The organism is Bifidobacterium commune (assembly GCF_900094885.1).
Lineage (GTDB): Bacteria > Actinomycetota > Actinomycetes > Actinomycetales > Bifidobacteriaceae > Bifidobacterium > Bifidobacterium commune.
Map to the genome: position 1 here is coordinate 146,064 of NZ_FMBL01000002.1, position 12,880 is coordinate 158,943.

The window sequence follows — 12,880 nt, forward strand, 5'->3', positions numbered from 1 at the left end:
ATTCCTCGCTACTGGTTGACGTCTATTGTTTCGCGTTTTCGCGCAGCTGCCTCAAGCAGCGTTGCGCGATTGACAGGTTGGCGCGCGCCGGATCGGTGCGGAGCTTGGCGACCACTGGATCTAGCTCATCGGGCTCAGCTCCGGCCGACATCGCCAAGCTCTTGAATTGCAGGTTCATGTGGCCCGCTTGTATGCCTTTGGTCACCAATGCGCGCATCGCTGAAAGGTTGGAGGCAAGGCCGGCACTCGCCACGATACCCATAAGACGTGCGGCATCGGGATGATGCAGCAGTTTGAGGCTGAGCTTGGCCATCGGCAACGTCGACATCGCACCGCCGACGCTGCCCAACGGCAAAGGCAGATCGATGGAACCAATCAGCTGACGACGCTCTTCGTCGATGCTCCACGTGGTCCACGTTCTGCGCTCGGCACTTAGATCGGCGTACGCGGCGGCATTCATGTTCCTGGTATCGTTGCCGGTGGCGAGAACCACCGCATTGATACCGTTCATGATGCCTTTGTTGTGCGTGGCGGCACGCTGGGACGAAACCTCAGCGAACCGAGCGGCAGCTGCTATTCGGCGTGCCACCGTCTGGCCGTCCATATCGCGAGCGAGCAGATTATCGAAATTGATACGTGCCTCAGATCGCGCACGCTGGCTACCAGCCTCGTTGGAAAGTATGGCCATGAGAAGGTCAAGCCCCTCAAGCTGCGCGACACAATACTCGGCGACGGCCTCCGAGATGGTATTGACCACATTCGCACCCATGGCATCGCCCGGGTCGATAAGCAAATCGATTTGCGCGAAACCTTCCTCATTCCAGGAGACGCCTGACTTGCGCAGACCACCGCCATGCGTTTCCAGACTGGGATGTGAGTCATGCGCAACCTGCCGAATATCGTCCTGGCGTTCAGATACGAAATTGCTCAGCCTGTTAAAATCGGCACGATTGCATGCACTGAATACGATTTGCGCCGGAACGCCATCACGTCGTACCGAGGTACGGAAACCACCGCTGAGCGCAATACGCTGAGCCGCGTTGCCGGCTGCCGCAATCACCGACGGCTCCTCAACGGCCATTGGCACACGTAACGCCTCGTCGTCTATGACGAAATGGTCGGCAAGTCCGAGAGGAACCGGAAAATTGCCGATTTGGTTCTCCACCATATTGGCGGCAATGGGAGTAGGCAACGCAGGCTCGTCGCAGCACAGACGCGCATCGTCCTCATCGATGGCACCTTCGCTGCGAAGTTGATCGATACGCTCCACCGTAGAAAGCTCGTAGAATTTCGTCATCGTATGTTCTCCACTTCCATAGCCACGCCCTGCCCGCCGCCGACGCACAACGCCGCAACACCCAACGCCTTCTCCGTTCGCCGCAGGTTATGCACGAGCGTGGTCAATATCCTCGCGCCGGAAGCGCCAAGTGCGTGCCCCAAGGCGATTGCCCCGCCGGAAACGTTGTATCGCTCGGGATCAATCCCCAACTGTTCGCGCGTCAGCCAAGCCTGGGTGGCGAACGCTTCGTTGACTTCGTACAGGTCGATGTCTCCGACCTGCTGTCCGCCGCAACGTTCCAAAAGCTTTTGAATGGCAGGAATCGTGGCGTAACCCATCTGGTCGGGTCGATAACCGACCTCAGCATATCCGCGAATCACGGCCTGCGGTTCCAGCCCAAGTGCCCGGGCGTTGCCCATCGTGGTAAGAACCGTCATAGCTGCACCGTCACTCAACGGTGAAGCGTTGCCGGCAGTCACCACACCATCGACTTCAAAAACAGGCTTGAGAGCCGACAAACCTTCGGCGGTAGTTCCCGGCCGCACCGTCTCATCACGATCAAGCCCGGCGACCGGCACCACTTCATCGTCAAACCAGCCGGCACTCCAAGCCTCATTGGCCTTACGCTGGGAATCAGCTGCATAACGATCCAATTCGGCACGGCCCACGCTGAACCGACGTGCAAGATTCTCGGCGGTCACGCCCATCGCACAGCCATTAAAAGCGTCATTGAGTGCGTCATTATATAACGTATCATGCCAACTGCCGGTATCGAATTCATTCTTACCGACGCGTGCGGCGAAGGCCGGTGCGTTCGACATGCTTTCAACACCGCCCGCGAGCGTCACTTGCGCATCACCCATCATAATGGCGCTTTGAGCCGAGCGAACGGCCTTAAGACCAGATCCGCAAACCTGGTTGACGGTCATCGCTGTGCCCTCAACCGGCATGCCTGCAGCAATCTGCACCTGTCGTGCCACGTTCTGTTTTGCCCCGGTGCCGATCACACTGCCGAGAACCACCTGATCGAACATATCTGCCTGCATACCCGAACGTTCCAGTCCGCGCACAACCAGATCGGTCGCCAATTCGACCGGGCTCAAACCACTCAATGCCCCACGGAATTTACCGGTACCTGTACGCCACGAAGCGGCGATGACGACGTCGCCATCCTCAATTCGAGTCCCGCTCATCGAACTCCCCCTTCACAACCAAAACGGCTCAGATAGATGGTCCGAGCCAAGCCCTCACCCCTTAATCCCATAAGCACAATTCCTCCTAGCGCCTGCCAGACTATGCGAAGACCCTAAAGAGAGAAAAGGAGCTGTGACGCTATCTCCACCAGCGTTCACAGCCCCTTTACGGATGTCACAGCTTCATCACAACTTTGTCGAAACCATCATGGCTTTACACAACATTCGCGAATCATTCTTGCAACATCCCCACATCTTCGCGTCTTATCGTGTGATTCATGCCTCTCTACGCGCCGAATCTGAAGCCGCGACAGGCAAGGCGCGAGGTGCGGCAAAGCCCCGATGCGCAAATTCGTCGGCAATTGCCTGCGCAATGGTGCGTCCACTCCCCTGTTCCACAAGCGCGATGATGGAACCTCCGAAGCCACCGCCGGTCATACGCGCACCGTACACACCATGATGCCGTGCCACATCAACGGCGACATCGAGCTCAGGAACAGTGACTTCATAATCAGCAGCCAGCGAATCATGCGAAGCGTTGAACAAACGCCCCGCTTCGACGGTATCGCCGGAAGCGAATGCCCTGACGAACGAACGCACGCGGAAAATCTCGGTAACCACGTGACGTACCCGTTTTTTCATCGTCGGATCAGGCAAGGCGTCCAGCGTTTCCTTGAGTGCTTGGAATGGATCAGCCGAGGCCGCAATCTGATCGGCCGTGACGCGGAGATTATCGACATGAAGAATGCGTGCCGCCTCTTCACATGTACTGCGCCGCTGGGCATACTGACCATCGTTGAGCTGGTGAGTGGCCTGTGTATCCACCACCAGCAGTTCCAATCCCAAAGCGCCGAGATTGAACGGCTCTTGCTGCGCACTCTGCACGGCATCAAGCTCCGGACGACAGTCAAGAAGCAGTGCACGGTTGGCTTTGCACCGCATGGAAGCGTTCTGATCCAGCCCGCCCGTGGAGGCTCCCGCCATTTCGTTTTCGGCACGCTTGGCTGCATCGATGAGCTTGACTCGACCAGCATCCGTACCACCAAAGCCCAAATCGTAGACGTCATCCAGAGCAAGGGCTGTCGAGCAAGTCATCGCTGCGGATGAGCTCAACCCACCGCCGACCGGCACACATGAGACGAAAGCGGCATCAAAACCTTGAACGCCGGCGAATCCGTCTTCCCGCAGAGCCCAAGCCACTCCGGCAGGATACGCAGCCCAGCCTTCAACACCCAACGCTTCCAGACCTTCAAGGTCGACGGTCGTCATTTCTCTGTTTCCCATATCCGACACCAAGCGCACTAACCTATCCTTGCGGGGAGAAAGCGCGATGTATGTGCGATGCGGCAATGCGATGGGCAAACACAGACCAGCGTTGTAGTCGGTATGTTCTCCAATAAGATTCACACGTCCAGGAGCACTCCACACGCCTGCAGGCGCAGTCCGGAAAGTATCCACAAACAGCTCGGCGGCTCTCCCTACAGCTTCCTTGGACTCCATTGGCTCAAGATACTGAACGGTTCTGTTATCACTCGTCATGGTCAATCCCTTCTTTGAAATATTGCCTTGATAGTGCGGTTTACACGAATCCAAATGTCTGACTTGAATTATGAAATTTGTATCTTTCGGTGTCATACCTGCAAGACGGCAGATGTACTAACCTGCCGTATTGCTAGCACAACGCACGATGACACGCAGACGTCGTCAGCCGATGTCAACCGGACCAAGCTCGTGGAATCGAGCGGCGATGCGCTCGGGCGTGGTATCGGAGACCCATGCACCCATCCCCGATTCGGAACCTGCAAGATACTTGATCTTGTTGGCCGCTCGCCGGAACGAGAAGAACTGCAGATTGAGCCGGTAGCTCTCACGACGGGAATCGCGTACTGGCGCCTGATGCCATGCCGCGATGTACGGCAAATCCATGCCCTTGCCGTCACCGGTGTCGAAGAAGGCATTGCCGCGGCGCAACAGATGCGAATACATCGAGGCCAGATCCCAGCGTTCCTGGTCGTTGAGTTCGTCAAGCGTTTTGACGTCGCGCAGCGGGGCGACATGCACCTCCAAAGGCCACCGCGCCGCTGCAGGTACGTAGCCCACCCAGCTGGAATTGCGCATCACCACTCGAGTGCCGGCATCAATTTCCGCATCCATGATGTCGCGCAACAGGTTGCCGCCAGTGCGTTCTTGATAAGCCTGAGTATGTTGTAGCTCGGTTTTCATCTTCGGGGGAATGAAGGGATAGCAGTAGACCTGGCCGTGCGGATGCGCCAGCGAGACACCTATTTCGGCACCATGGTTTTCGAACGGAAAAATCTGCTCGATTCCATCGATGTGTGAGATTTCGGCAGTACGGAAGGCCCATGCCTCCACGACGGTGCGCAGGCGTGAAACCGGCAGGTCGGCAGGCAGGCCGTTTTCGTTGGGATCGAAGCAAATTACCTCGCAACGACCAGCAGCTGGCTTCTGTTCCCACAACCCGTTTCCGTCGACATGGGTGATGTCATTGGGCACACCGGGCACCTGCACCATCGAAGGAAAACGGTTTTCGAACACCACGACGTCGTAATCGGTGTCCGGAACCTCGCCGTCCTGATAGGGGTCTCCGAGCCTACGAGCCGCAAGCGGGTTGCCTGTCGCCGTAGCTCCAGGCCCCGCGGTAATTGGTCGGTTCATGCGAGCGGCCGCCATGGGGATCCATTCGCCGGTCAACAAGTCGCGGCGCATAATCGGCTCTGCGTACGGCACCTCGTTCCCGTCAGCGTCGCGGTGAGGTGCAAATCTGTCAACAAGCGGGCGGGGATCGCGCAATTCACGGGTTTTCGCCCCGCTTACATACTCCGGGCTATCGTCGAGATAGAAAAAGTCTCGTCCGTCCGCCAGCCTCGTTGGAGTGATGCGAATATGTTGCGCGGCATACTCACCGGACTGGTAATGGCTGAATTCCAGTTGCTTCATTGCCGTTCCTTTATCTTGGTTTATCTTTGGTCGAGCCGTCGAGTCAACTCGCTGTGACAACAGCCTGCGAACATATCGCGGGTGTCCCACGGACGCACTTCATCAAAAGGCTCATGTCTTGCAAGATCCTTGTTCTTCCGGCCATACCGGCCCTTTGGTCATTACCAAATTATTGACCAATTGGCGTGTTTCTTCGGCTGATGTCAGATTCAGCCCATCATCGGTTATCAAAGTGTCGACCTGATCGAAGCGGGCGAACAGGGAAAGCGAGGTACAGCTCCACTTCGTATGGTCGGTAAGAATAATCGTTCTGTCGGCGATGCTCATCATGGCCATATCCGTCGCCGCCTCCAATGAGTTCGGCATCAGAAAACCACGGGGCACAGAAACGGAATGCGTGCCGAGGAACACGGTATTGACGCGCAGTGACTCGATGACCTTATCTGAAATGGGACCCACCAACGAATTGGAACGCGTGATCACACCGCCGGTAACAATGACTTCGACATCCTTTGATTCAAGCGCCTGCACGAGTTCCGCCACCGGAATCGAGTTCGTGAGGATGGTGATATTGCTGGCTCGCTGGCTTTCCAGAAGATGCTGGGCGAAGATATATGCCGTGGTGCCGCCGCCAATGGCGATTACATCACCGGGCGAAACGTATTTGACCGCTTCCTGTGCGATGGCATCCTTGAGCCCGATGTCCATCTGAGATTTAACCGAAAAAAGCGGCTCACTCAGAAGGGTACTGGTTGTTACCGCACCGCCGTGAACTCGTTTCAGAAGACCTTTATCCGCCAAATCAGCAATATCACGTCGTATGGTCATGGCGGAAACGCCGAGCTCTTTGGACAGAGCGGTGATGCGCACCGCACCTCGCGTACGGAGTCGGCTCAAAATAAGATGCTGCCTCTGTGAAGAAATCATATGAACATTATCGCACAAATAAGAGCATAAAACAAAATTAAATGAGCGTTTCACATGGACAGGTCTACCAAATGCGAACATTAGATACTCACATACACCCGTATCCTAACAGCTCAGCCAAGCGATGCAAACAGCGTCGAATTGCTTAACTCTTGATTACGCTATTCCTCTCCGCCGGCATCTTCCCCGTACTGTTCTTGGCCTTCTCCCTGTTTCTGCTGACTGTTTTGCGAATTACGATTGTTATTATTGGAGTCCCCGTTGGATTGGCCGGCACCATTTCCTGAAGCACCTCCGCCACCCATGTACTTCGGGTCAGGATTCCCGTAATCATTATCAATAGGAATATTTGCATCAGCAAGATACTTGTTCATGAACGCCTTCCAAGCGGGCGCCGCAATCTGATACCCGTACCAAGTGCCGTGCGACTGTCCGTTAATGGTCTTGCCTTTGAAGGAAACATCATGCTCCGCATTCCCCACGGAGACGAAGGCGGCCACCTGGTTCGGCACGAACCCTGCGGTAAGCATTGGCGTATCGCCGTTGGTGCCTGTTTTCGCAAACGTCTTGCGCCCATTGTCGAGCTGAGCAGCCTTAGCCTGACCATCAGAACGAACAACACCTTGGTTCATCGCATACGCGGTTGTCTGCGCAATGGCCGGGTCAATGGCTTGATGGCAGTTGGCACTCGGAACCTTAAGCGATTCACCCTGCTTGTTAACTACCTTCTTCAACGCAATCGGGGTGCACTGCACACCGTTGGCGGCAATGGTTGCATACACATTGGCCATGGTCAAAGGGGACGATGCAACCGTGCCGATAATCAGCGAACCGGGCCAGTTTTTGGAAGACAGCACCTTGTCGTTTGTTGGAGCATTGTGATACCCCAATGTCTTCGCAGTATCGACAATCGAACACATCCCAATCTGCTGCGCCATGGCCGCTTGCGTAGTGTTGTGAGAATGAACCAAGCCGTCAAGCACTGACTCGGCACCACCCGTACCACCTTCGGAATTGTGTACAGACCACGAGTTTGCAATACCGCTGTAGCCAGAGCATGAGAAAGAGTGGCGGGGATACAGACCCTGAGGATGAACAGTCTCAGTGATAGATCTTCCTTGTCGCATCCACGCCACCGTGTTGATGGGCTTCCATGTGGAGCCGACGCCCCAGCCGGTGCCGCCGCCATCCTGCTGATCCACCGCATAATTCACCGCCGTACGCGTGGGATCGCTATGGGCGGCATCAGTCGGATCATAAATACGGTTGATGCCGAAACCAAGCACTTCGCCGGTACCGGGTCTGACAGCCGCGATAACCACTTCAAAACCGCTCGGGTCGTTCAGAGGAATCGTGTCGCGCGCGGCCTGCATCGCACTCGCGTTGGCGTTCACATCCATGGTGGTGTAAATATTCAGCCCGCCCTCATTCAGCAACTTGTTGCGATCCTTGGCCGTCTTACCGAATTCCTTGGAATTAAGGATCTGCTTGGTCGCATAATCGCAGAAGAAGCCCGCGTCACCAGCCACCTGACAACCCACCTGCGTCGAATTATCCTGAAGATTAAGCGTCTGCGCGATCGGTTCGGCACGGAATTTGTCGTGATCAGCCTGAGAAATGAAATGCTGCTGAAACATCAGATCCAGCACGATATTACGCTGTTTCTCAGCTTCGGGTTGATTCTGCGGAACCGAGGGATCGTAGCGAGAAGGGTTCTTGGTGATCGAAGCGATGGTCGCCGCCTGGCCGATGTTGAGATCAGCGGCGGAAACATTGAAGTATCGCCTCGCGGCGGTTTCCACACCGTACAAGTTGTTGCGACCGAACTGGGCGATGTTGAGATACCCCTGAAGAATCTCAGGTTTGGAATACTGCTTCTCCATCTGCACGGCGATAAGCATCTCTCGTATCTTGCGTGCGACGGTGTCTTCCGTGGCATGGTATTCGGCGATCGGATCGTTGTTTTCTTTGGCTTCCACCAGCAGCACATTCTTGACGTACTGCTGGGTCAGCGACGATCCGCCCTGGGTGTCGCCATGCTTGATGAACGTCTGCACGAAGGCTCGCACCACACCTTGCACGTCGACACCGGAATGTTCGAAGAATCGTTTGTCCTCACGAGCGACCGCGGCCTGCTGCATTGGCTGCGAGATCTGACGCAGCGGCACCACTGTACGATTCTGGGCGTAGAACGACGCAATGACCGTCTTGTTGTCGGAGGCATAGATGGTGGATTTCTGCGGAAGACTGGTGACATCAAAATCTATGTCCTCCACCTTCAGCGAAGGTCCGACCACGCGCGCCGCCTCATTGAGTCCCAGCACAGCAGGTATGAAGAACACGCCACCAACCACGCCACCTGCTACACACAGGGTTACGTAGGTCAGCAACAAAGCAATAACACGCCGAACAGTGAGGTCATTCTTCATTTGAGACATGTTGTCATTCTATGGTATTCCCTCTACCGATACATGTGTTTGGCGGCCTTGACGCCCAACATGTGCCAAGTTCGGTGAAGTCAGGGAACTTGCGGAAAATTAGCCTAAACGTTCATGCTTTGAAGACAGGGACTGCACACACGATCACTAACGCCGATGGTTAATGACGCGAACGGCGAATCAGGGCACCCGGCTGATAAATGATGATGGAACGACCCTCACGGGCAATCCAACCGCGATTGGCAAAATCCATCAACGCCTTGTTGACGGTTTCGCGCGAGGAACCCACCAGCTGGGCCATTTCCTCTTGCGTCAGGTCATGGGGCACCCTCACTCCGGATTCCACTGGCTCACCGAAACGCGACGCCAAATCAAGCAAGGTCTTGGCCAGTCGTGCCGGCACATCCATGAATACCAGGTCGGAAATCTGTTCGTTGTTGGCACGCATACGGTTCGCCATCACCTGCAGCATATTCACGGCTATACGCGGATGTTTGTTGAGCCAGGAAAACAGGGTGTCATGCTCCAGCCAACCAACCTGCGTGCCGTTGCTCATCGCGATGGCCGAGGCCGTTCGCGGACCTCCGGCGGGGTCAAAAACGGGAATCTCCCCCAATATCTCGCCCCTAGTATGGATGCTCAACAACTGAACGCGATTGTCGCTGGCTTCCCGAATCAGCTTCACTTTGCCGAATTCGAGCAGATACATACGCTGGTCGGTAGACCCCTCACGGAAAATATAATCGCCTTTTTCGAACTCCGCACGCTTCATGTAAGGCATCAATTCCTCAGCCTCAGCCTGGGAGACATGCTTGAACAATGCCGTCTGCAGAAGTTCATTGTTTACCCCTGAGACGCCGTTGGGACTATCCACTACCATCGCACCTCCAAATACCTTTGTTGCCGTCACCACCAGAAACATTCATATGTATATCTTAGTCAAAATACTAATAAAACGTACCTTAATTGCAGCAATGTTCGCTATATGTTTCGAAATAAGAGAAAACCTGTCCAAGTTCCCTCGCTGTATGCTTTTTGATCGGACAAACGCGGCTCGGTGCCGATTTAACAGCTTTGTCACTCATTTTTTCCGGAGAGGTTCTCAGGATTGCACTCATCCTTTCCACATCAATATCATAAGCCAAAGTGGTGTGATGCAGAAGGGCCCCCGGACCAACATTGCGACCGGGGAAAAGACGCTGCGCCGCACCGCCGATCTTGCCATCCGCACACACGATGTCGTTGGTGCCACCGAACGAAGCGGGAACGCCGATTGCATTGAGCGCATCAACCAACCATTGGTCGCAGAGCCGAAATGACTCGTCGACGCCAACCCCTTTGACGAAATCCTGCGGCGCATACAGCGAATAAGTGATGACATCCGACGGTTTGACGAACATGGTACCGCCGCCTGTGCAACGTCGCACCACTTCAAACCCTTTTTCGCGGGCCGCCGCAATGTCAACCTCATGGTCAACCGACTGAAATCTGCCGACAACAACTGCCGGACCCGACCAACGCCAGAATCGCAATGTGGCTGGGCGCTGACCTTCGGCGACTTCACGAGCCCAACGCTCATCAAGCTCCATCTGCTGCGCCGGTGTGCGAGCAATGTCACGAACCACTTTCGGACGCAAAGCCTTCCAACGCCGTCGGAACTCTTCCCGATCATCATCTACGGCTTGCGCAGCGACCGGACGCCCCGTCACACGACGGATATCGCCCTCGTCACTATGCAAAGCCCTGAGATACGCCGTCTCTATCGCATCGACATCGATGCCTACCAAGCACACGTACGGATGGTCATGCACCACGGCATCCAACGGTTTGCCCTGAACCAAAGCCCGCTCAAGATCACGAAGCAGCAAACGAGCGGCCCCGTCGTTGCCCATCACAAAGAAGTCGCCGTCTATGCTGCAAGAAAGCGGATCACCCTCTCGATTCACATCGACATCGACACCAACCAGTTTGCCTCCGGGCTTCTTGTATTCACCACGCATCGCATCACCATATCAGCTTGCGGCACGCCAAGACACCATGAAGAGGCTTCATCGTTATCTCAAACAGCACCCACAACACCAGATCACTGTCATAGGCGGAATGGCTATACGGCCTTGAACAGAACCCGACTCACGCGACACTAGTCTCGTAATTGAACGCCGTTTGCGTCCACGTGCCATGAGGACGTGGAATCAGAACAAATGATCAGCACACCTTCAACCAGGCCCCAAATGTATGCGGCAATCGGACCAAGCCCGAGGAAAATCCAACCGATCAGGCTCAGCAACAACTGAATGATGGCTTTGGTGTAGAAGCCGAGGTAGAAGTTATGCACGCCAAGGCCACCCAAAAAGATGCCGAGTAATCCTGCAGTCATCTTGCTTCGGGGGTTGTAATACGGCGTGGGCATGGTCGCAGGTGCAAACTGAGGCTGCGTTGGCTGGCCGTATTGGGGAGGGTACGGCTGACCCTGCGGGGGATATTGCTGCTGGTTTCCGTAGGCAGAATACGACTGGCCGCCGGCAGGAGCACCATAGACGGGCTGAGGGCCATAGCCAGGCTGGGGGCCATTTTGAGCTTGTGAATATTGCGGACCAGCGGCCTGGTATGCGCCGTTGGGTGCAGTATATTGCCCTTGGGGAGCACCCGCACACTGCTGGGGCTGAGGAGCCGGACCACCGAATGGATCTGTAGTATTGTTCATAGTCATCTAGTTTAGCTTACATGGGTGAGCTCGTCACATGAAAGTTCAAAAGCGGCGTAAACACGGAAGATGGGGAAGCATATGACCGGTGGCATCGCCGTTCAATGCCACCGGTGCTTACTTACTGCGAGTGTCCACCTATCTGCGCCAAACCACCTGCCGTAACTACAAACGTGCCAGAATATCCCTGCCAACTTCTTCGGTGGTGCGCTTGGTCTGAGCGTTTTGCGCAATATCCGCTTCGACAACGGCTTCAATCTGAGCGGCGGGCTCGTCCATACCCAAATGACGCAACAACATCGCCGTGGAAAGGATGGTTGCGGTCGGATTTGCAATGCCTTTGCCGGCGATATCCGGAGCGGAACCGTGAATGGGTTCGAACATGGAAGGATATTCATTGCTTGCGTTGATGCAGCCCGACGCGGAATAACCGATGCCGCCAACCACGCTTCCGGCCTCGTCGGTGATGATGTCACCGAAAAGATTGTCCGTCAGCAGCACGTCGAAGCGACTGGGGTCGGTCACCATGAAAATAGTTGCCGCATCAATGTGGAGGTAATCATGGAAAACTTCAGGATATTCGGCACCGACCTCATCGACGATACGTTGCCACATGTCGCCTGCATTGACCAGAACGTTCTTCTTATGAACCAACGTGACATGCTTCTTGCGCTTCATCGCCAGTTCGAAGGCGTAACGCACCACGCGTTCGACGCCGTAAGCGGTGTTGATGCTGACCTCGGTGGCCACCTCTTGGGCGGTACCCTTGCGAATATCGCCGCCGGCGCCGCAATACAGGCCTTCCGTTCCCTCACGCACGACCACGAAATCGATATCGCCCGGATTCCTGAGCGGCGATTCAACACCAGGATACAACTTGGAAGGGCGCAGATTGACATACTGGTCAAGCGCAAAACGCAACTTCAGAAGCAGCCCGCGTTCCAACACACCAGCGTGCACGCGCGGATCACCAATGGCACCAAGCAGGATGGCGTCGGTTTTTTTGATCCGTTCAAGCTCTTCATCGGGCAGGATGACGCCGTCGCGCAGGTAGCGTTCGGCTCCCAGATCAAAGTTTTCATATTCAAAATCTGCCACACCCTGCGTTACCTTCTCCATAACCTGCTGAGCGGGTGGGATGATTTCCTTACCGATGCCATCGCCGGGGATGACGGCAATATGATATGTCTTGTTAGTACTCATATTTTGCGACGATAGTCGGGGTCCCGAAGACGTCCACAATCTGGTCCGAAAAATGGACAACCCCTTTGCGACGAATCACGCTCATTGGCACATGTGCGGTGCCGATGATGCCGAACCACCCAAGAGCCATCCGTTCTGTCCGGAATCGACATCACCTGTTGCATTACCCCGCTGTCCA

Annotated in this window: 10 protein-coding genes; all 10 read right to left on the reverse strand. The window is 55.4% G+C overall.

Annotated features, from left to right (window positions below; genetic code table 11):
- Positions 1-22 precede the first annotated feature (22 nt).
- The 10 genes from GA0061077_RS04480 to GA0061077_RS04525 all read right to left on the reverse strand — a co-directional run bounded on the left by GA0061077_RS04480 (position 23) and on the right by GA0061077_RS04525 (position 12,702).
- Positions 23-1,297, reverse strand: coding sequence for a hydroxymethylglutaryl-CoA reductase, degradative (locus tag GA0061077_RS04480; RefSeq protein ID WP_091847761.1), 1,275 nt, complete (start codon positions 1,295-1,297; stop codon positions 23-25).
- Complete coding sequence (locus tag GA0061077_RS04485) at positions 1,294-2,472, reverse strand: thiolase family protein (RefSeq protein WP_091847762.1); 1,179 nt, start codon at positions 2,470-2,472, stop codon at positions 1,294-1,296. The genes GA0061077_RS04480 and GA0061077_RS04485 overlap by 4 nt, the downstream gene beginning before the upstream one ends.
- Before the next feature lie 276 nt (positions 2,473-2,748).
- On the reverse strand, positions 2,749-4,011 hold the full coding sequence (gene galK, locus GA0061077_RS04490; RefSeq protein WP_091847763.1) for a galactokinase: 1,263 nt from the start codon (positions 4,009-4,011) through the stop codon (positions 2,749-2,751).
- A gap of 165 nt (positions 4,012-4,176) precedes the next feature.
- Complete coding sequence (gene galT, locus GA0061077_RS04495) at positions 4,177-5,430, reverse strand: galactose-1-phosphate uridylyltransferase (protein WP_091847764.1); 1,254 nt, start codon at positions 5,428-5,430, stop codon at positions 4,177-4,179.
- Between the two features lie 111 nt (positions 5,431-5,541).
- Complete coding sequence (locus GA0061077_RS04500) at positions 5,542-6,357, reverse strand: DeoR/GlpR family DNA-binding transcription regulator (protein WP_234696508.1); 816 nt, start codon at positions 6,355-6,357, stop codon at positions 5,542-5,544.
- Between the two features lie 161 nt (positions 6,358-6,518).
- Positions 6,519-8,795, reverse strand: coding sequence for a transglycosylase domain-containing protein (locus GA0061077_RS04505; protein ID WP_091847766.1), 2,277 nt, complete (start codon positions 8,793-8,795; stop codon positions 6,519-6,521).
- 160 nt (positions 8,796-8,955) lie between these two features.
- The gene (locus GA0061077_RS04510; protein WP_091847767.1) at positions 8,956-9,675 is read right to left on the reverse strand and encodes a Crp/Fnr family transcriptional regulator; all 720 of its coding nucleotides are present in this window, start codon (positions 9,673-9,675) and stop codon (positions 8,956-8,958) included.
- Positions 9,676-9,757: 82 nt separating this feature from the next.
- Positions 9,758-10,795 (reverse strand): lipoyl protein ligase domain-containing protein, encoded by a 1,038-nt coding sequence (locus GA0061077_RS04515; protein ID WP_143249605.1) that lies wholly within the window; start codon positions 10,793-10,795, stop codon positions 9,758-9,760.
- 140 nt (positions 10,796-10,935) lie between these two features.
- Entirely contained in the window at positions 10,936-11,499 is a 564-nt protein-coding gene (locus GA0061077_RS04520) for an NINE protein (protein ID WP_324609213.1), read from the reverse strand.
- A 165-nt stretch (positions 11,500-11,664) separates the two neighbouring features.
- On the reverse strand, positions 11,665-12,702 hold the full coding sequence (locus GA0061077_RS04525) for a 3-isopropylmalate dehydrogenase (RefSeq protein WP_091847769.1): 1,038 nt from the start codon (positions 12,700-12,702) through the stop codon (positions 11,665-11,667).
- Positions 12,703-12,880 lie beyond the last annotated feature (178 nt).